Annotated in this window: 19 protein-coding genes; 16 read left to right on the top strand and 3 right to left on the bottom strand. The window is 44.2% G+C overall.

All coding sequences use genetic code 11. The annotated features are described in order from the left end of the window. Positions 1 to 127: 127 nt before the first annotated feature. A complete protein-coding gene (locus tag Q0144_RS02770; protein ID WP_298061571.1) occupies positions 128 to 388 on the top strand; it encodes a helix-turn-helix transcriptional regulator in 261 nt (86 codons plus the stop codon). A 149-nt stretch (positions 389 to 537) separates the two neighbouring features. Here Q0144_RS02770 and rpsO read toward each other — a convergent pair whose 3' ends face one another. Beyond that, complete coding sequence (gene rpsO, locus Q0144_RS02765; RefSeq protein WP_298061488.1) at positions 538 to 810, bottom strand: 30S ribosomal protein S15; 273 nt, start codon at positions 808 to 810, stop codon at positions 538 to 540. A gap of 104 nt (positions 811 to 914) precedes the next feature. Here rpsO and Q0144_RS02760 point away from each other — a divergent pair, with 104 nt between their 5' ends. The 4 genes from Q0144_RS02760 to dctP all read left to right on the top strand — a co-directional run bounded on the left by Q0144_RS02760 (position 915) and on the right by dctP (position 4,873). Next, positions 915 to 1,328 carry an Rrf2 family transcriptional regulator gene (locus Q0144_RS02760; RefSeq protein ID WP_297882766.1) on the top strand — a complete coding sequence of 138 codons (414 nt, stop codon included), beginning with the start codon at positions 915 to 917 and terminating at the stop codon, positions 1,326 to 1,328. Beyond that, a complete protein-coding gene (locus Q0144_RS02755; RefSeq protein ID WP_298061485.1) occupies positions 1,325 to 2,377 on the top strand; it encodes a DHH family phosphoesterase in 1,053 nt (350 codons plus the stop codon). The genes Q0144_RS02760 and Q0144_RS02755 overlap by 4 nt, the downstream gene beginning before the upstream one ends. Beyond that, positions 2,367 to 2,609: a hypothetical protein gene (locus Q0144_RS02750; RefSeq protein WP_298061483.1), complete on the top strand. Its 243-nt coding sequence runs from the start codon at positions 2,367 to 2,369 to the stop codon at positions 2,607 to 2,609. Before Q0144_RS02755 ends, Q0144_RS02750 begins: the two co-directional genes overlap by 11 nt. Before the next feature lie 1,070 nt (positions 2,610 to 3,679). Further along, complete coding sequence (gene dctP / locus Q0144_RS02745) at positions 3,680 to 4,873, top strand: TRAP transporter substrate-binding protein DctP (RefSeq protein ID WP_298042638.1); 1,194 nt, start codon at positions 3,680 to 3,682, stop codon at positions 4,871 to 4,873. A gap of 936 nt (positions 4,874 to 5,809) precedes the next feature. On the opposite strand, the gene Q0144_RS10570 is transcribed toward dctP, so the two are convergent. Next, complete coding sequence (locus Q0144_RS10570) at positions 5,810 to 8,077, bottom strand: molybdopterin-dependent oxidoreductase (RefSeq protein ID WP_297960597.1); 2,268 nt, start codon at positions 8,075 to 8,077, stop codon at positions 5,810 to 5,812. A gap of 394 nt (positions 8,078 to 8,471) precedes the next feature. Here Q0144_RS10570 and Q0144_RS02730 point away from each other — a divergent pair, with 394 nt between their 5' ends. The 11 genes from Q0144_RS02730 to Q0144_RS02680 are packed head-to-tail and all read left to right on the top strand — an operon-like array spanning position 8,472 to position 18,873. Then, positions 8,472 to 9,071: a 4Fe-4S dicluster domain-containing protein gene (locus Q0144_RS02730; protein WP_005871891.1), complete on the top strand. Its 600-nt coding sequence runs from the start codon at positions 8,472 to 8,474 to the stop codon at positions 9,069 to 9,071. Continuing rightward, entirely contained in the window at positions 9,068 to 11,041 is a 1,974-nt protein-coding gene (locus Q0144_RS02725; protein ID WP_298061480.1) for a proton-conducting transporter membrane subunit, read from the top strand. Before Q0144_RS02730 ends, Q0144_RS02725 begins: the two co-directional genes overlap by 4 nt. A 10-nt stretch (positions 11,042 to 11,051) precedes the next feature. Continuing rightward, on the top strand, positions 11,052 to 11,990 hold the full coding sequence (locus Q0144_RS02720; RefSeq protein ID WP_291936444.1) for an NADH-quinone oxidoreductase subunit H: 939 nt from the start codon (positions 11,052 to 11,054) through the stop codon (positions 11,988 to 11,990). Position 11,991: 1 nt separating this feature from the next. After that, entirely contained in the window at positions 11,992 to 12,636 is a 645-nt protein-coding gene (gene hyfE, locus Q0144_RS02715) for a hydrogenase 4 membrane subunit (RefSeq protein ID WP_291936441.1), read from the top strand. A gap of 2 nt (positions 12,637 to 12,638) precedes the next feature. Continuing rightward, entirely contained in the window at positions 12,639 to 14,120 is a 1,482-nt protein-coding gene (locus Q0144_RS02710) for a hydrogenase 4 subunit F (protein WP_297948247.1), read from the top strand. Between the two features lie 2 nt (positions 14,121 to 14,122). Beyond that, positions 14,123 to 15,859, top strand: a complete 1,737-nt coding sequence (locus Q0144_RS02705; protein WP_298061476.1) for an NADH-quinone oxidoreductase subunit C — start codon at positions 14,123 to 14,125, stop codon at positions 15,857 to 15,859. Next, positions 15,856 to 16,395 (top strand): formate hydrogenlyase complex iron-sulfur subunit, encoded by a 540-nt coding sequence (locus Q0144_RS02700; protein WP_177386902.1) that lies wholly within the window; start codon positions 15,856 to 15,858, stop codon positions 16,393 to 16,395. Before Q0144_RS02705 ends, Q0144_RS02700 begins: the two co-directional genes overlap by 4 nt. After that, positions 16,392 to 17,216, top strand: a complete 825-nt coding sequence (locus Q0144_RS02695; RefSeq protein WP_177386901.1) for an NADH-quinone oxidoreductase subunit B family protein — start codon at positions 16,392 to 16,394, stop codon at positions 17,214 to 17,216. The genes Q0144_RS02700 and Q0144_RS02695 overlap by 4 nt, the downstream gene beginning before the upstream one ends. Beyond that, entirely contained in the window at positions 17,213 to 17,557 is a 345-nt protein-coding gene (locus Q0144_RS02690; protein ID WP_291936431.1) for a formate hydrogenlyase maturation HycH family protein, read from the top strand. The genes Q0144_RS02695 and Q0144_RS02690 overlap by 4 nt, the downstream gene beginning before the upstream one ends. Next, positions 17,557 to 18,009 (top strand): hydrogenase 3 maturation endopeptidase HyCI, encoded by a 453-nt coding sequence (locus Q0144_RS02685; protein ID WP_291936428.1) that lies wholly within the window; start codon positions 17,557 to 17,559, stop codon positions 18,007 to 18,009. Before Q0144_RS02690 ends, Q0144_RS02685 begins: the two co-directional genes overlap by 1 nt. Continuing rightward, entirely contained in the window at positions 18,010 to 18,873 is an 864-nt protein-coding gene (locus Q0144_RS02680) for a formate/nitrite transporter family protein (protein WP_298061473.1), read from the top strand. It begins immediately after the preceding gene. A 283-nt stretch (positions 18,874 to 19,156) separates the two neighbouring features. Here the strand turns inward: Q0144_RS02680 and Q0144_RS02675 are convergent, their stop codons facing one another. Further along, a complete protein-coding gene (locus Q0144_RS02675) occupies positions 19,157 to 19,795 on the bottom strand; it encodes a Crp/Fnr family transcriptional regulator (RefSeq protein WP_005871915.1) in 639 nt (212 codons plus the stop codon). Positions 19,796 to 20,075 lie beyond the last annotated feature (280 nt).

Here is a 20,075-nt window from a genome sequence, read left to right as displayed (position 1 = left end):
AATTAAAAAAATTTCAAAATTACATCATTTACAATTTAATCTCTATAGAAATAATCGCTGATGGAAATTGAAAAAGCATTATATAAGAACTAAACTTATAGAAAACTTTTATATAGGAATTATTTCTATGCTTTCTTTGCCGCAAATAACTACAAAAGAAGAAGATGAAGAATTTTTAAAAATCGTAGCAAGCAATGTTAAGAGAATACGCCAAGAATGTGGTTTAAGCCAGCTAGAAACTGCCCTAAGCATAGGTCAAGCTTCAAACGGATTTTACGCAAACATGGAAAATTTCACAGATCAAAAACGATTCAATTTGCTTCATCTATACAAGCTCTCGAAGCTTTTCAGGTGCAATATGGATGAATTTTTTAAAGATATAAAATAACAAAAAGTATGACTCACAAATAAAAACGCCTGCTTTGGGTTTAAAATCCCAAAGCAGGCACTGTTGCAGCAATAAATTTAAATGCTACCGATGACAAATTTTTAGCCCATTCATAGCGATGGAATTTCAATCACCGCGAGCAAAGGAGCTTATTTATCTCTTAAATTTAACTCGCTAACAAGCTTGGAGTAAACTGCGTAGTCTTTGTCTTTAAGATATTTCATCATCCTTTTGCGCTGACCTACTAGCTTTAGTAGTCCTAAGCGAGATGAAAAATCTTTCGGATTTGCTTGCAAATGAGAGGTCAAAAGCGTGATCCTCTCGGTAAGAAGCGCGATTTGCACCTCCGCAGAGCCCGTATCCTTCTCTCTTCTAGCGAATTTCGCAACTATCTGTGCCTTTTGAGCCGTGTCTAAAGCCATGATGACCTCCTGATCGGTAAAATAGGAAGCGATTATACTTAATTAACCTAAATTTTTGCTTTCTTTGTGTAAAATGCACGCTTTCAGACCAAAGGAGAGAATAAATGCTTTTTACAAAAGCAAGCGAATACGCCCTGCTTTCAATGATCTGCATCGCGGGCAAGGAAGAGTCGATGGATGTCGATTCGATCTCTAGCGAGCTTGGAATTTCACGCAGCTTTTTGGCTAAAATTTTACAAAATTTAGCTCGCGCGGGACTTCTAAATTCCTTCAAAGGCGCCAAGGGCGGTTTTGTGCTCGCACGCAATGCGGACGAGATCACGCTAAGCGAGATCATCAAAAGCGCCGAAAGACGCAAGGCGACGGTGTTTGATTGCACCGCCGAGGGGATCGACGCCTGCCCGAACGGTCGCACGCTGTGCCGCGTCAATCTAATGTTCGGCGAGCTTCAGGAGAAGGTCGATGAGTATATGGATACGATCACTCTAGCGAACATCATCGGCAAAGAGCGAAAATGAAAATATATCACCTCAGCCACACCGATCTGGACGGCTACGGCGCGCAGTTCGTCGCGGCGCACTACTTGACAGACGTGGAATTTTTCAATGCCAACTACGGCAAAGAGATAAACGAAAAATTTGATCTCATCCTCGCTCGTATCGACGAGCGGCTCGCTACGGACGCAGACGAAAAAAGCCTGGTTTTAATCACCGATCTAAATTTACTGCCCGCGCAGTGCGAGAAATTTAGCGGCGAGCTGGCACGTCGCAACGCCCGCGTGATCCTTCTGGATCACCATCAAAGTGGGCTTGAGTGCGCGAAAAAATTCCCGTGGTATTTTTTGGACTCATCGCGCTGCGCCACGAAGATCACCTATGATTTTTTCAGTGCGATGTTCGGCGGCTCGCCGCGGCTGGATAAGCTCGTGCGCGTCGTAAACGCCGTGGATATCTGGCTGAAAGACGAAAGCGAGTTTGAGCTCGGCAAGGTCTGCCTCGGCATGGTCTCGGGCGCGAAAGAGATCAATAAGATCATGTTCGAGCGGGAGAGCAGGGATTATATCTTTTTCTTGTTAGAAAAAATTTTTAAATTTCAAGACGAGCCGAGCGCACACATCGCGCTAGATAGCGCACTGCACGGCATAAAGAAAGAATTTTTTAAAAGCGAGCGCGACGATACGCTAAGCAATCTCGTTTCGCACTTCGTAGTCGATCGCCTAAGCGTGCAAAAGCAGCGCTTCGAGATCAGCTATCTTGATAAAAAGGGCATTTTGACCTACAATATCGGCAACGTAAGCGTCATCGGCAACGACTTTTTGACGCAAAACCCCGATGTCGATTTTTTCATCGACGTAACGAGCAAAAAAACGCTCAGCTTCCGCGCCGACGGCAAAACCGACGTTAGCGAAATGGCAAAGCTGCTCCTCGGCGGCGGCGGACACGTAAACGCGAGCGGCGGGATGTTTGCAGGCTTTAAAGACGCGAGCTCGTACGAAGCCGTAAAGGCGCAAATCGTGGATCTAATCGAGAAAAAAACTCAAATTTTAAAGGAAGAATATGAAAAATAATGACGAAAAAATCGCCGAGCAGGACCTCATCTACGAGATTAATATCCTGCTTGACGCGATGCTGCTTTATGCGGGCGTGAGGCGCGAGCGGCTCGCTGATGCGGCGCAGCTATATATCGAAAATATCGACACGGTGCTTGCGAACTCTGACGCTAGCGGCGCGGACGAGGTGATCGCCGTGGTCGAGTTTTTACGCGGCAAACACGCGGAAATATTCGAAAATAAGGGCTAGCTCGCGAAATTTTAAGCGAAATTTTGCGAGCTAGAATTTTACGAAGCGCAAACTATGCGGAGTAAAATTTCATTTAGCGCAGAAATTTATGGAGCGATAAATCCGCGAGATAAAATTTTGCGAAATAGAATTTCTAAAATGCGGAATGCGAAATACGGAATTTTGCGGACTTAGGCTTAAAATTTTAAAATTTAGCAGACAGGCTTTGCAAATAAAATTTTAAGGCATGGCAGTTGCAGAATTTAATTTTAAAATTTTATGCTGTCAAACAAGAGCAAAATTTCAAGGCTTAGAATTTACGCTAAGAAATTCCGCGCAATAGCAAATTCAAAATTTTAAGTGCATTTTGCGGCACGGAATTTTGCAAAAAATTTTAGACAACGCGGGGCAGCTCTGCGTAAAATTCTAATCTAGACTTCGCGCGGAATTTCAAAAACTCCGCGCGGAATTTTACGCTCAACTAAGGCGCAAAATTCAAATATAAAGGCTAAATCTTTGCTTGCCAGTGTGGCGCGAAGATCACGCAGATTGTGGAATTTTAAATTTAAAAGCACGATTCTGCCGTCTAAGATCAAAAAATGGCGTAGCGTCTAAGCTTGCCAATAATGACAAAGCTCGCTTTGAAAGGAAGGGAGAATTTTATCTGCAAAAGCGCAGAGATGGCATTTTAAGATATTTTTGTTATTTCTAAGCGAAAAAGATCCGCGTTGGAAGCTTTTAAGAAAGCGCGCTTGATAAAATATTATCGCTAGATATGGCGCAGGTGCGGTAACATCCAAACATGGCGAAATTAAACGAACACGGCGCTCTATCGTCGCAAAGCCAGGCATAGTAAAATAAAAAGCTTGGGCGGGGCGCTAAGAAGTAAAATGTCGCAAAATAAGATATTTGTAGAGCAAGGTGCCTATAAGATGAAGCGTCGTAAAATAGAATAGAAAGCAACGTGTCGATAAAATAGACACCGTGAAGCAGAATTTCGTAGCAGTAACGCAGGACGCGATTAAATTTTAAGCCGGCGGCGCGCTAAATTTTGAAATTTTATGAATTTAAAACTTTATGAAAGGATAGAAATGAAAAAGATTTTTTTGTTTGCATGTCTCATGCTTTTGGGCTCGCAGCTTTTCGGCGACGATAAGGTCTATCGCCTAAGACTTGCTAGTACGTGGGAGGCTACTACGCCCGTTTTGGGCGCTGCTGCTGAGGATTTTAAAAACTATGCCGAAAGCCTTAGTGGCGGTAGGCTTCAGATCCGCATCGATACGCCGAGCAAGCACAAGGCAAGCTTTGGCATATTCGACTTCGTCAAAAGCGGTCAATACGATCTAGGATATACTTCGCTTTATTATTATAAAGGCAAAGACGCCAAAACTATGCTCTGGACGGCAGTGCCTTTCGGTATGACTACCGATGAGCAGCACGCGTGGTATTATTATGGTGGTGGGCGAGAGCTTAATGATAAGATGTTCGCGCAATACGGCATAAAGACCTTTTTGATGGGATCTACCGGCATGCAAATGGGCGGTTGGTTTAAAAAAGAGATCAACTCAGTCGCAGATTTGCAAGGGCTTAAATTCCGCATACCGGGGCTAGGCGGAGAGGTGATGAGCAAGCTGGGTGCCACTATAAACACGGTGCCTACGGGCGAGCTATTTATGGCGTTAGAGATGGGTACGATCGACGCGGTCGAGTGGGTAAGCCCTGTCTATGATATGCCACTTGGATTTCACAAAGTGGCTAAATACTACTACACAGGCTGGCAAGAGCCTATGGGAGACTGCCAACTGCTGGTAAATCAAAAGGCGCTAGAGAAGCTGCCTGCGGATCTTCAAGCGATCTTAGAGGCTGCAGCAAGACTTGCTGGCGAAAACTTCCAAAATAAGGGCTTTTACGAAAACGCTCGCATTTGGGCGGAGCTAAAAGCGCAGTTTCCGGATGTGCAGGTGCGCGACTTTCCTGCGGACGTGATAGCTGCACTTAAAAAAGCAACGAATGAAATCTTAGACGAAGAAGCGGCGAAAGATCCGATGTTTAAAGAGATCCTAGACAGCCAGCGCGCGTTTTTGAAAATCGGTAGAGAATGGAACAAAATAAGCACCGTAGCCTACATAAATAACGTAAGTGGCATCGCGGGCGAAAGCATAGCAAATCCAATCTCCGCAAGTCCTAGCGGTACGACAAGCTCAGATTCTGCAAGCAGCGAAAATCACGGCGCTGCGAGCGATTCTAACGCGACTGACAGCAAAAATTTAGGAGCGACAAAGTAAAGTGGGTGCTGCTAGCGATAAAAATTAAAGCGAGACGAACAGACCGGCACAATAAGTAGCTCAAGTGCGACAAGCGGCAGAAATTCTAACTATTTTTGCATAAAGTAGATGGAATTCTGCCGCAGCAGCTTTGGCGCAATAGCTTCAATATCAGAGCCTAGCTTCATAAATCTCGTCCGCAAGCAGGCAGAAGCTTTGGCGCAATAGCTTTAACATCGCAAGCGGCGTGATCTGGCGCAGCAAAGGGCTCCCGCGTGAAAATAGAATGCCAAAAACACACGATAAAATAAAATTCTAAAAATTCCGAGCTCCAAGCACGGTGGAATTCGGAATTTTAAATCTAAAATTTTAAAATCAAAATTTATGGATTTCAGACGGAGCGCGAAACTACTCCGGTTATGCTAGAAACCGGTATTTGCAACTATTAAGACTAAAAGCCGCGTCTAGCGCTTTAAAAGCCTATGAGCCTTTTGCATTTATATATTAAAATCACAAAAATTGCATTTGCGTTATTAAAATTACAGCGCTACTTGATACATAAAATCAGCCTGCGCGCGTTAAAATTTAATCAATAATGTAATTTGACAAGATTTGTCGCGATAAAATAGCCTTATTATCATGCTTATCTTTAAAATTTACTCCATTGCGCCACTCTTATTGAGACTAAATTTATTAGGATTTGATAAAACATGAATGCCCAGTCTCTGCCGCTACATCTATTAACGCAATAGCAGATAAATTTCTATGCCCTTTTATCGATAGTGCAACTACGCAAAAAAGCGTATTAATACCGCGAAATTTATTGAATTTTTTAAATTTTTGATCTTTAAAATATCGCAAGACGGCTAGATCGCCAAAATTTCATATTATTTGAATTGATTGTTAAAAAATAGATTCGGAAGCATAGCCCCCGAATCTACGGATAAGATTAAATTCTTAGAATTTAATCGGATGGTGGTGGAAGTCGTCGTAAACGACTTTATTGGTTTGAAACTTAATGCGCTTAAGCTCGCGGATACGCAAAAATTCCTCTTCATCGATCTTTTTAATCTGAATCGCTGCCTTAAACGTAGGCGTTTTGGCGATTAGATCCCAGCCGCCGCTGGTTAGCTCGTTGCAACAGCTCTCCCAGTAGTGATAAGACATCTGAATGATACCATCCATTATACACTCGGTGATGTCCGCCTTAATCGCGATATAACCGTAGCGGCTCCACGCGACGATAAAATCGCCCTGCGAAATTCCGTATCGCTCGGCAAGCTTCGGATTCATTTCCGCAATCGGTCCTATTGCATCGCCGCCCTGCTCGACGGTCTTAGAGCGCCTAGTCATCGCGCCTCCTGCATACTCGTAAACCTTACGCGTAGTTAGAAGCTGGATCGGGAACTCCTCGTCGGTCTTCTCATCGACCGAGCCCGCCATTACAGGATAATCTTTCGGCATATTCATACGCTTTGCGAACTCCTCTTTGGCGCTTTCGATCTTGCTCTTATCATCCACGAATAGAACTGGGACGAAATTTCCTTTACCGTCCGGGGTAAAGAATTTTTTATCAAGGTACAATGCAGGTCCGCCCATAGAATTCTCATCAGGGCACGGCCAGTGAAGTCCGTGGTATTTTTTGATGCGGTAATAGCTCATTCCGCCGTAGTTGTGTGGAGCTACCCTGCGCACCTCTTCCCAAATCTGCTCTGGAGATTGGAATGTGAAATAATCTCCTAGACCTAAACGTCTGGCAAGCTCGCAGATGATAGCCCAGTCTTGTCTAGCTTGTCCCGGAGGGGCAACTACAATTTCGCTATGCTGTACGCGGCGCTCGGCGTTAGCATAAGTACCCTCCTTCTCGCCGCTGCAAGCTCCAGGAAGCACAACATCTGCTTTGCGGCTCGTCTCGGTTAAGAAAATATCTTGGATCACATACATCTCTACCTGCGAAATCGCGCGCAAGAAGTGGTTTGCGTTCGGATCGGTCATAACCGGGTTTTCGCCCATCGTCCAGAAAAATTTTACCCTGCCGTCAAGAATTGCGTCAGGAACTTCAGTTTTATGAATACCGATCTTGCCATTTAGATGACCTTTCGGCAAATTCCACTGGCGCTCAAACCAATCACGGGCACTTTCGTCGGTTACGGCTTTATAGCCGGTAAATACGTTAGGAAGCATTCCCATATCGCAGCAGCCTTGAACGTTTTCTTGTCCACGGATCGGTAGATCGCCGCTTCCGAGCTCGCCCACATTGCCCGTTACGAGCATTAAATTTGAAATGTCGCAGACTGCGCCCACGCCGTGGTTGAAGTGAGTTACACCCATTCCGTGCGTGATAACCGCAGGTCGCGTAGTGGCGTAAATTCTAGCTGCTTTTCTAATATCCTCGGCGTTTAGCCTAGTGTATTTGGCTACGGCTTCAGGCGAATAATCCTTAACCGCCTCTTTTACATATTCAAAACCCTTGGTGTATTTATTAACGAATTCATGATTTACCAAATCCTCGTCGATAATAGCATGGATTAGAGCATTGATGACTGGGATATTGTGCTCCGGCTCGAGCTGAAGGTGGATATCTGCGCGATTTGCAAATTCCGTCTTAACCGGGTCGATGACGATGAGTTTGGCGCCTCTGTTTAACGCTCTTTGAACGTGCATAGCTACGATCGGATGACCATTTTCCGGGTTTGAGCCGATCATCATAATGCAGTTGCTGTGAGTTCCGATCTCCGTGAAGCTATTTGTAGCCGCTCCGTTTCCGATTGTTTTAGCAAGTCCTGCTACTGTCGGAGCGTGTCAAATACGCGCGCAGTGATCGATATTATTCGTGCCTAAAATTCTAAGTAGTTTTTGTGCTACGTAATTATCCTCATGCGTACAGCGTGCGGAATAGTTTCCCGCTATCGCGTCGGCGCCGTATTTTTCTTTAACTTCGAGCATCTTTTTAGCAACCAAATCAAGCGCTTCGTCCCAGCTAGCCTCGACTAAATCGCCGTCTTTACTAAATTTGCCATTCTTTTTACGAATTAGCGGAGTAGTAAGCCTATCTCTAGAGCCTACGTAATTCCATCCGTAATAACCTTTCAAACATAAACAACCCTGATTTACGGGGTTGTCGCTTACGCCGGTTGCGGATTTGATATAATTGTCTTCCGCAGTCAGCTCAATTTGACAGCCTGTGCCACAATAAGGGCATATGACCTTGCCTTTATTCGCCATATTTTCTCCTTTCGAAAATACTAAACATGCAAAATTACCATATATGCAATTTCGGCACAATTATATAAATTCTTACCTAAAATAAAATTGAAATTTTGTCTTAAGCTAAAAGAATTTTTTCAATTATAATTAGGAGTAAGTTGGGGTAATTTCAGTAGCAATTTAAATTTTAAAATATACTTTAATAGTGATATACTAGACTTTTAAAGCAAATAATCAACGAACCGGTTTAAAAAAGAAATTAGTTTTTAAATTTAAGCTTTTAAAGTAAATTTATCAAATAAATTCCAAATATCGTCAGATAAATGACGGAATTTTTTTACGGACTTAAATATAATTACACCAAAATTTTTAGTAAAAAATTTTTAAAATTCCTTAAGTCAAGGAGAAAGGTATGAAACAACATAAATTTGTAATCTGCGATTACAAACGATGTATCGGTTGCACGACGTGCATGGCAGCCTGTTACTCAAGTGCCTACGAGCGCGGTAAGCTTGCTAAATCGCGACTTACCGTGCTTAGACAGGCTTACGGCGTTATGCCTACGCAGTGCAGGCAGTGCGATGACGGACCATGCGCAAACGTCTGCCCTACCGGTGCGCTTCGCTTCGATAATAACTATATCGAATTACACGAAGAAATTTGCATCGGATGCAAGATGTGTACGCTCGCCTGTCCTTATGGCGCGATCAGCTCGAATGCCGAGCTTATGCCGTCAGTAAATTATGCGGTCGAGCCGAAGTATTATCTCGAGATTGAAAGCCAAGCGGGCGCCAAAAGCACCGCCATCAAATGCGATCTATGCAATGGACGCGAAAACGGTCCTGCATGCGTCGAGGTTTGCCCAACTAGCGCTATCATTATGATAGATCCTAAAGAGGGTAAGCATAAATTGGGCTTTGCGATAGACTACGATGCGGCTAATGCTTTTGCAAAAGACGTATTAAACGGCGAAATCAGTTGCGTCGCCAAAAAAGAAGGAGGCGCAAAATGATAAGCGTCTATACTTTATTTATCGTCAGTGCAGTAATTAGTATTCTTTTATACTGCGCTCCAAAAACTGCCGTTAAGGTGGGATTTGGATTAGGTGCTATCAGCTGTTTTTACGCGATGTGTCATTTCGTAGCCAATATGGGCGTAAGCGATAGCTTCGTTTTGGGCGGTACTTTCTTATATGCGCCAAAATTTGCTTTAAGTCCGCTTGGAAATTTCTTCAGCTTCGTAGTCGTTTTTATAGGCTTTGCAAGCAGCGTTTACGGTATGAGCTATGCTGAGGAATATATCGGAAAGGCAAATATTGGCGTTTTTGCATGTTTATTTAATACCTTCATCTTATCTATGCTTTTAGTCATCAGTGCGGATAATGTATTTTGCTTCGCTGTTTTATGGGAGCTTATGACGTTAATTTCGTCATTTCTAATCATAGTAAACGATGGCAAAGGCACGCTCAAAGCCGTTATGGTATATTTAGGTATAGCGCAGATCGGTGCATTTTGTATCACCTGTGGATTACTTATCATTGCAAACTACGCAGGCAGCTTCGAATTTGCGGAGTGGGGAAAAGTAAATATGCCGATGGGTGCTTCTGTGGCTGCTTTCGTGCTATTTTTGGTCGGCTTCGGCTCAAAAGCGGGAATGTGGCCTTTCCACGTTTGGCTACCGCAAGCTCACCCTGCGGCTCCATCAAACGTCTCCGCGCTAATGAGCGGCGTTATGATTAAAGTAGCGCTCTTTACACTTGTTAAATTTACGCTATTTTTGCCGCTAAGCATCTATTTTGGGCTTGCAGTTTTGATCCTAGGAGCAGCTAGCTCGCTTTTTGGCGTTTTATACGCGTTGTGCCAGCACGACTTTAAAGCGCTTCTTGCGTATCACTCGGTCGAAAATATCGGCATTATCTTGCTAGGTCTTGGCACCGGAATTTACGGCGTCGCAGCAGGCAATGTAACGCTAGCCGCAGTCGGATTTTTAGCAGGCTGCTACCACGTAGTAAATCACGCAATATTCAAAGGCTTGCTATTCTTATGTGCAGGCTCTGTAATCCACGCTACTCATACGCAAAATATGGACGTGCTAGGAGGGCTAGCTAAAAAAATGCCTCTAACTGCCGTCGGTATGTTTATCGGCATCATGGGTATCGCAGCACTCCCTCCGGTAAACGGCTTCGTCTCAGAGTGGTTTACCTATCAAGGAATGCTTCAAGGCGCTAAGGAAAGCGGAATTTTCATCAGATACGCTTTCTCGCTAGCAGTAGTCGCACTTGCGCTTACGGGCGTTTTAGTCGGTATGCACCTTAAGCTTTATGCGGTAATCTTTGCAGGAACCCCAAGAGATGAAAAAATTTGGGAAAATGCAAAAGAAAGCCCACTAGGAATGGTTTTAGGAATGATCATACTGATGATAGGCTGCGTGGGATTTGGTGTAGGCGCACACTTCATAGTCGATTACATCATGCAGGCGGTAAATTCTATCACTTCCAATAGCGGGTATGTTGCAAGCCTAGGCGCTTCGTCAATCACTTCGCCTTTGGGAAGTATCGTTTCAACTCCTCTTATTGCAGTGATTTTGTGTTCTACAATGCTGCTTCCGTTTATCATCCTAGCGGTTATGAAAGCAAATCGCGACAAACCTCGTGAGACCGATCCTTGGGCATGCGGCTTTAAATATAGCCCTCGCATGCAGATGACCGGCGGTCCTTTTACCGGCGATTTAAGAAAGATTATGGACTGGTTATTTAGAGGTCATAAACGCAGAATAGAGCAAAACGGCTACTTCGGACCGATCGAGTATCACAACCACCCACAAGACATTTGGTGGACGATGATTTATCAACCGGTAATCGATTGGAGTAAGAAGATCGCCGATAAGATAGGAATTATTCAAAGCGGCTATGCAAATTTATATACGCTTTACATCCTAATCTATCTTTGCGCGATACTGGGCGTCGGATATTTCTTGATCTAGGAGGTTTAAGATGCAGACTATACAAACTATATTTTTAATGATATTTCAAGTCGCGGTTATCGTCCTAGTCGCTCCACTTTTCGACGGTATGGCGAGAAAACTTCGAGCCAAGCTTCAGTCGAAACAAGGAAGCGATTTTTTCCAGACTTACCGCGATATTATTAAGCTTTTTAAGCGCGGCAGAACCGTTCCTGCGTGCAGCCACTGGGTATTTAGGTGGGCGCCGTTTTTCCTTTTCGCTACTTCGGCAGCGATTTTGGCGGCTATTCCTATTACATACAGCGATCCAACCACCGATAAAATTTTCGGAGCATATTCGGATATTTTCGTTATCCTATATCTAGGCGCGCTTTTGCGCTTCGTATTCGGTGCGGCTTCGATAGATAGCGGTAACCCGTTTGCCGCAACCGGCGGCGGACGCGAGCAGATGCTTGCCGTTTTTGTCGAACCTGTGATGATGATGTGCCTAATCGTAGTAATGATGGCTGCGGGAACTTCAAATTTAGTTGAGATTCAGGGGATGGTGCGCAGCGGTCAGATCGGCTATCAAATTCCAAGCTTTGCTGTCGCTTCGATTGCATTTTTATGGTGCATGTATGTCGAGACCGGCAGAAAGCCATTTGATCTTGCCGAAGCCGAGCAAGAGCTTCAAGAAGGTCTACTTGGCGAATATGCAGGCAGCGATCTCGGCTTAGTGCAAGCGGCGCTTATTTTGAAGCAATTTGCGATGATCGGATTATTCCTAACGATATTTGAGCCGTGGAATTTTAGCAATCCGTTTTTGGCGATCATAATCTTTGTACTAAAAACCGGCGTATTTTACGTAGCAGCCGTTTTCATCGACAACTTTGGACCACGCTTCAGAATGACTTCGAGCATGCGCAAAATTTCATGCGGCGCTCTTGCCATTGCTTTTGCGGCATTAACGCTTTACGTAGTAGGATTTTAAGATGAATAGTATCGATATTTTAGCAATTTGTATGATCGTAACGTCACTCGCGGTATTCGGACTTAGAAATTTAAAACTTTCGATCGGAATTTACGCGATTCAGACGCTATTTTTGGTAAGCATATTTTTTATGCTGTATTCTAACTTCAATGCGCCGCAGCTTAGAATTTGGGCGATAGTGGCGTTTTTTACGAAGGTTATTTTCGTGCCAGGAATTTTATTTTGGCTAGTTAAAAAGCTGGATGTGATCAGCGAGGATGAGCCGGTAGGCGGCTTTTTCGTAAGCCCCGTTATTGCGATGGGATTTTCGCTAGCGATTGCGATGACAATCAATCCGATCTTGCTTAAATTCTCTCTTATTCAAGAAAGAATCGTTCTAATAGCGGCGGTAACCGTATTTATGATGGGAATTTTCGGCTTCATGCTAAGAAATTCTTTCATCAAGCAAATTCTAGCCTACTGCCTCTTTGAAAACGGCATACACCTAAGCCTTGCACTTATGGCTTACAACTCTCACGAGCTAGTCGAGCTTGGAATTTTAACCGATGCAATCTTTGCGGTTATTATTATGAGCATTTTGGCGGTTAGATTTTACAAAGCTTATGACGGGCTTGATACGTCTAAAGCTTCGAATTTAAGGGGTTAATGATGAATAGTTTAGCTTTTATATTAATTTTTCCGTTGCTCGGAGCGCTGATATTATTCTTATGCCCTAAGAATTTCAAGCTCCTAAGCTCGCTACACGTTTTGATTTCTGCAGTTACATCCGCAGGACTACTCTGTAACGTAGGCAAGCTTATCAGCGGCAACTTCGAGGCGTTTTACGCATACGATAAATTCCTATTCCTAGATAGCCTAGGTTGCGTATTTTTAGTGCTAATCGCCGTAACGGGCTTTTTGGTAAATTTATACTCCACCACCTATATGAAATGGGAGATACAGGGCGGCCATCTGGATCTTAGCGATCTTAGAAAATACTACGCGCTCTGCCACGTTTTCGTTTTTACGATGACGCTTAGCGTGATCTGTAACAACGTTGCGTTTATGTGGGCTGCGGTAGAGGCTACTACGTTAGCATCGGTATTTTTGGTCGCTATTCATAAAGATAAAAAATCCACCGAGAGCGGTTACAAATATATCGTTATCTGCTCGATCGGCTTAGCGTTTGCGCTTTATGCGACCGTTTTACTATATGCGGCTACATTCAAAATCACGGGCGATGGCGAGGCTTCGATGCTTTGGACGAGCATTATGGATAATGCCAAAAATTTAAACGGCGATGCTGCTAAGCTTATCTTTATATTCGCTCTAATAGGCTTTGGAACCAAAGCAGGACTTGCTCCTACTCACACTTGGCTTCCTGACGTTCACGCAGAAGGTCCGGCTCCGATTTCGGCACTACTTTCGGGTGTGCTTTTAAAATGTGCGATGCTAGCGATATTTAGATATTACGCGGTAACCGCCGAAGCGGTAGGGCCAGACTTCGTTAAGCACGTGATGCTGATTTCGGGCACGATCACGCTATTTATAGCAGGAATTTTCCTAGTTCGTCAGCACGATGTAAAAAGGATGTTTGCTTACCACTCGGTCGTTCATATGGGTGTTATTGCATTTGCGCTAGGCATCGGCGGATATTTTGGCTTGCTTGCCGCGATCTTTCACTGCTTAGCTCACAGCTTTACCAAGGCTCTTGCATTCTGCTCTACCGGTAATATCGCTAGAATTTATGGTCACAAAGATATGACTAGAATGGGCGGTATGGTAAAAATCGCTCCGCTTACTACGATAATGTTTGGTGCTGCGGTTTGCTCGCTCGTAGGTGTTCCTGCGTTTGCGATATTCGTAAGCGAATTTAACGTTTTCAAAGGCGCAATAGCCAGCGGTCAATACATAGCCGTAGCGTTATTTGCGATCGCGCTCGTAATTATTTTCATTGCGGACTTCGCACACTTTAATCTAGCGAGCTTCGGTACGCCTAAAGGTGAAGTGGTTTATGCTAAAGAGATGAGCTTGTTTGAAAATTTACCGCTAATCTTGCTTTGCGCTTTAGTGATAATTTTCGGCGTATGGCACGTAGGCGATTTTTGGATGCTCGTCGAAAACGGCGTTAGAATAATGATGAGAGGTTAAAAATGAGAGGCGATAAATTTATAGAAATTTTAAAGACCAAAGTCAAGGTCTTAGAAGTTACCCGCCAAGCCGAGGATCAAATCACCGTTTTAGTGGATAGAAATGATCTGCCGCTTGCGGTTAAGACGCTATATTATGACATCGGCGGTTTTATCAGCACGATGATCCCTAACGATGAGCGCGAGCTAAACGGAAATTTCGCGCTTTACTATGCGATATCTATGGAAGGTGGCAAAATGACCGAAGCGGAGGATTTCGCCGCAGAGGATAAATGCTTCATCACCGTTAGGACGCTAATTCCCGGATCGGATCCTACATTCCCGTCAGTTACTCCTTTAGTGCCTGCTTGCGTATGGTACGAAAGAGAAGCCTTCGATATGTTCGGTTTAATCGCTGAGGATTTGCCTGATAAACGCCGTTTGGTGTTAAGCGACGATTGGCCGGAGGGGCTTCATCCGCTTCGCAAAGACGCGATGGACTATCGCTATAGACCCGATCCTGTAGATCATAAAGACGAACCTAATGCAGAGTTTTTATTTCCTAGCGGTGATGGCGTAGTAGATGTTCCGCTTGGACCTCTTCACGTAACGAGCGATGAGCCGGGACACTTTAGACTATTTTGCGACGGCGATGAGATTATCGATGCAGACTACCGCTTGTTTTATCAGCACCGCGGTATGGAAAAGCTAGCCGAAAATAGAATGAACTACGATCAGATGGGCTATTTAGCAGAGCGCGTCTGCGGAATTTGCGGCTACGCTCACGCGATTGCGTGTATTGAAGCGGCGGAAAAAGCTATCAAGCTTGAAATTCCGCTTCGTGCGCAAGCCATCCGCGTCATCTGCCTTGAGATCGAACGCCTTCACAGCCATCTTTTAAATATCGGTCTAGCCTGCGAGGTAACGGGTAACTACAACGCCTTCATGCATATCTTTAGGGTGCGCGAATACTCCATGGAGTTAGCTCAGCTCGTAACCGGCGGCCGCAAGACCTACGGCAATGTCATTATGGGCGGACTTCGCCGCGATATGACCGACAATGAAATTCGCAAGAGTATCGAGATCATCAATAAACTTGATGTTCAAATTTCTGAAATTTGGGATGCCGTTATGGAGGATAAACGCCAAATCGGTCGCTGGAAAGGTGTGGGCGTATTAGATCGCAAAGTGGCGCGCGATTTCAGCCCGGTAGGTCCGAATATGAGAGCTTCCGGTTTTAAACGCGACAACCGCTACGATCACCCTTATGATTTCTTCAACAAGATAGAATTCGAAGTAGCCGTAGAGCACGGTGGCGATGTATTCAGCCGCGAAGTCGTAAGATATAAAGAGCTTAAACAATCGATCCACATCATCAGGCAGTGCTTGCATCAAATGCCGCAAACTCCGATAATGATCGATCCACAGACTATGATCAGACCAGAAAACTACGCTTTAGGTCACGACGAAGCACCACGCGGCGAAAATGTCCACTGGATCATGCAAGGAAACGCACAGAAGGTTTACCGCTGGAGATGTCGTGCCGCTACGTATAACAACTGGCCGAGCTTGCGATTTCAATTCCGCGGAAATAACATCTCCGATGCGGCGCTAATCGTATGCTCGATGGATCCGTGCTACTCATGCACCGAGCGCGTAACTTTAGTCGATATTAATAGCGGAAAGAGTAAAATTCTAACCGAAAAAGACCTTAAGAAATTTTGCCAAGACGGCAAGGTTAGCAAAAAGGATTTAAGATGATGAAATTATTCGACATTACCGAAAAATATGGTAAGGCGACCTATGCTTATCCGTTCGAGCCATACATCGTGCCCGAGAATTTTCGCGGGCAACCTGAATACACCTATGAGCTTTGCATAGGCTGTGCCGCGTGCGGTATCGCCTGCCCATCCAATGCGATCGAGCTTAAGATGAATGAAGCTCAAACCAAGCTTATTTGGGAATTTGATTGCGGACGCTGCATATTTTGCGGTCGCTGCGACGAGGTATGCCCTACGGGAGCGGTAAGGCTAGGCAATAGCTTTGAGCTAGCGGTAAAATTTGATAAAAGCGCGCTTATCCAACACGGCGAGCTTGAGATGGAGAAATGCAGCTGCTGCGGCAAGCCGATGACCCCAAAAAGGCTCATCAACTACACGCTAGAAAAGCTAAGTACGGCAAATTTGCTCCCAGGCAGATTAGAAGAAGCTAAAAAATATCTCTATATCTGTCCTGAATGCAAAAAAGCTCAAGCGGTCGAAAGAGTGACCAAAGGTATAGAGGAGGCAATAAAATGAGTTTGTATCAAGTCCCCGAAAATATTAAAAACGCAAACGATCTAACCGCAAAATTGGAGCTTTTGAAAAATATCAAACGAAGCTTCAGCGTTTATCGTATCGACTGCGGAAGTTGCAATGGCTGTGAAATCGAAATTTTTGCTTCTATCACGCCGATGTGGGATCCGGAGCGCTTCGGATTTAAACTTGTAGCTAACCCTCGCCACGCAGATATCTTAGTCTGCACCGGTCCGGTTACTCGACAGATGTATTATCCGCTGCTCCGCGCTTATGAGGCTGCACCTGATCCAAAGATCGTAGTAGCTCTTGGGGCCTGCGGAAGCACTGGTGGAATTTTCCATGACGCATATAGCGTATGGAGTGGTATCGATAAGATTGTACCGGTAGATGTATATATCCCCGGCTGCCCTCCGCATCCTGCTAGCATCATCTATGGTCTTGGCATGGCGCTTGGCATCATCGATCAAAAGCTTCAAAAGAAGAGCTATGAGCAAGATAGCACTCTTCCGCCACCGGTTAAGAGTTCAGTTATCGGCGATATTTTATTCGAGCGCGATCTGCAAGCTGAAGCTAAGAGGCTGATGAGCTATATTTTCGGAAGAGTTTTATTCGCAAAATATATGGATGCGATCAAAACCTCATCTGACGTTCACGATCCAAAAGCTTCTCGCGAGGCTCTACTTAACGCCATCCATACCGAAGAGGATCCTAGATACGCGGAGTGCATGGCACTATTGCACAATGACGTATATCTAAAATACGCCCGCGCTACGGAAGAATTTAAGATCGATCCGCAAAAAGAGGTCTGGAGCAAACGATGATTGAGGTTTTTAAGCTTACAAAGCGGCATATGGACGAAAACGAAAATTTACCTAAAGAGCTAAAGGATATCAAGGTTTTTTCCACCTGCGTCGGTCACGGCGTGGGTACGATAGATTTTAGCGAAAAGGTGCTTGAGATAGACGATGAAGAATTTAAACGCATCGTCGAGAACTCGGGCGACTACGTTAAATTTAAGATCGGTAACCTAAGCAAGTATTTCGAGATTGAAATTTTTGCCGAGCACGCAGCCAAGCTAATCCCTCAGCTTTGCGAATGTGAGCTTAAAGATCTGCTAAAAAATATGCGCGAAGGATACTTCGTGCTAAGGAAGGATTTTTGATGCGAAAGGCGTTGCTTTGTATCGGCAATCCCCTTCGCGGCGACGATGACGTGGGCAATGAAACAGGGCGAATAGTCGAGGCGAATCTAAAAGACTGGCGCGTTTTTTATGGGCAGGATGTGCCCGAAAACGAATTTGCAGCACTTAGGGAATTCGCCCCTGAAATTCTAATCGTAGTAGATGCGATGAGCGGCTTTGATGAGGATAAGATAGAATTTTTCGACCTCAGCAACGATCGCGACTATATCTACTCGACGCATAACCTGCCTACGCCGGTGCTTCTAAGCTATCTGCGCAAAATTTGCCCAAAGACGTTGTTTTTGGGCATTAGCGTGTTGCTCGATAACGTCCTTGATTTTAAAGAAGGACTGAGCGAGAGCGCAAAAAAAAGTGCGCAAAAAGCTTATGAGCGTATCTTAGAAATTGATTCAAATTTAAATGAGGAGGAGTAAATGTTAAATCCTGCAGAAACCGCGCAAGCGGTGTCTAGTTCGATGCAACACAAGGCGCATACCCCGCTAATTAGCATAATTTTTCTAGCTATAATGGCGGGCGCTGCAATCGCTATGGGTGATATTTTCTGGGCTCACTCGACCGTCGGAATGGCTGAAAAGCAATCTATTGGCTTATCGAATTTCATCGGTGGTATTACCTTTAGCTGCGGTCTGATGATGGTGGTTTTTTACGGCGGGCATCTATTTACTAGCTCGGTTTTAACGGGCGTACCTGCTGCCGATGGCAAATTACCGCTAGGTAAAACAATCGGCTATTGGGCTATCGTTTGGTGCTTTAACTTCGTAGGCGGCGCGTTAATCGCGTATATGTATTATTACTCAGGACTTCCGCTTAAATATGACGGCTACATCTTGCAGCACTTCATTCCTGCAGCAGTAGGCAAAATAAACGCACCTTTTCATGAGCTATTCATCCGCGGAATTTTTTGTAACGTGTTTGTATGTATGTCTATCTGGACTGCGACCAGCGAGAGCAATCTATCGGGTAAATTCTTTGCAATTATGTGGATGATCGGCGCATTCGTAGCTTGCTCTATGGAACACTGCGTGGCAAATATGTTTATCCTAACCGAAGGTATCATCGCTAAAGGCCACTACCTTGCGGCTGCAGGTGGCGATGTAAATGCTCTTGCAAGCTCGCTTCACGGCGTAACGGCGGCTCAAATAGATTCAATAAACTGGGGAAATTTCATCGTTAAAAATATGATCCCAGTTACGCTAGGCAACATCTGCGGCGGTCTATTTTTCGTAGGCTTGGTCGGATTTATGGTAAATAAATACGATATGAAAAAGAAAGACTAATCTATCGCGCTTCAGTACGATATAAACAAAATATGGGCGCGGCACTTTGCCGCGCATTTTTAATTTCTAAAATTTTAAAAATTCCGATGCGTAAAATTTCATTTGATCCAAAATTTTAGACGAAATCCTAACGAAATTCGGGATGAAATTCTGAAACAAAACTCTTGATAAAAATTTTACGCTGTAAATCTAGGTAAAATCCTGCGCCGTAACTTTAGACAAAATTTCGCGCTTAAGCCGTAAGCGTAAGCCATATAAATGCTTTAAAAACTCTAGCCCGCGCCTAAACACAGTAACTAAGCAATCTGTCGTAGTCTAGGATCAAAAACTCGTGCTGGCTGATTTTTTGAATTACGTTATCTTTTACAAGCTCGTTAAACGCGGTACTCGCGCTTTGGCGCTTGAGCCCCACAAAGGATGAAAGCACCTTTAGCGAAAATGGCAAAAAGACGTATTTGTAGCCGTTTTGATGAAAATTTTGCTCGTTTGCAAGCTCGATCAAAAAGCTCGCGATGCGCCCTTTTGCATTTTCAAAAAGTATAGAGCGTGTGATTTTGCGCTGCAGCAGAATTATCTCTGTTAAAATTTTTATATATGCCTCGCAAAAGCTGCGATTTGCCAAGATCTCCCCTAGTCCGCTCGCATCGATCGTATAAATCTCGCTGTCCTCTAAAAACTCAAGTGCGCAAATTTCATTAAGAATAGTGATATTGTCCTTGTTTAGGTAGTTGATGATGAATTCTTCGCCGTCTTCAAAAAACGAAAGCTTCGCCTGCCCGCTTTTAAAAATAAAAACTTTAGGCGCCTCACTATAAAAAACATAGCCTTTTTTGATGACTTGGTGCTCGAACATTGCAAGCTCCTCGTCGCTAAGCGTGGCAATGGCCTCGGTTTGTAGTAGTCCTAGCCGCGATTTTTCCATATAACCTCCAAAAGCTAAGAATTATACAATGAAATATTTAGACAAAGATAAAGCTGCGCGGACTAAATTTACCATCCGGGCTATAGCTGCATATCTGGGTCGCCGGAGCTAATAAATTTTATAGCTTTTAAAATTCTAAATTTTACCCGCGCTTTGCATCGCGTAAAATTTCAAAAATTTATTGAAGCTTTACGCGGCAATATTATAGTCAAAACCCGAGGCGCGAATTTAAAATTCTGTCTTTAAATAAAAATTCATATCATTTTATTGAAATTTTATT

The organism is uncultured Campylobacter sp., assembly GCF_938045345.1.
In the GTDB taxonomy this organism is placed as follows: Bacteria; Campylobacterota; Campylobacteria; order Campylobacterales; family Campylobacteraceae; genus Campylobacter_B.
Note: the sequence above shows the minus strand (reverse complement) of the source record. Positions and strands in the feature narration are given on the sequence as shown.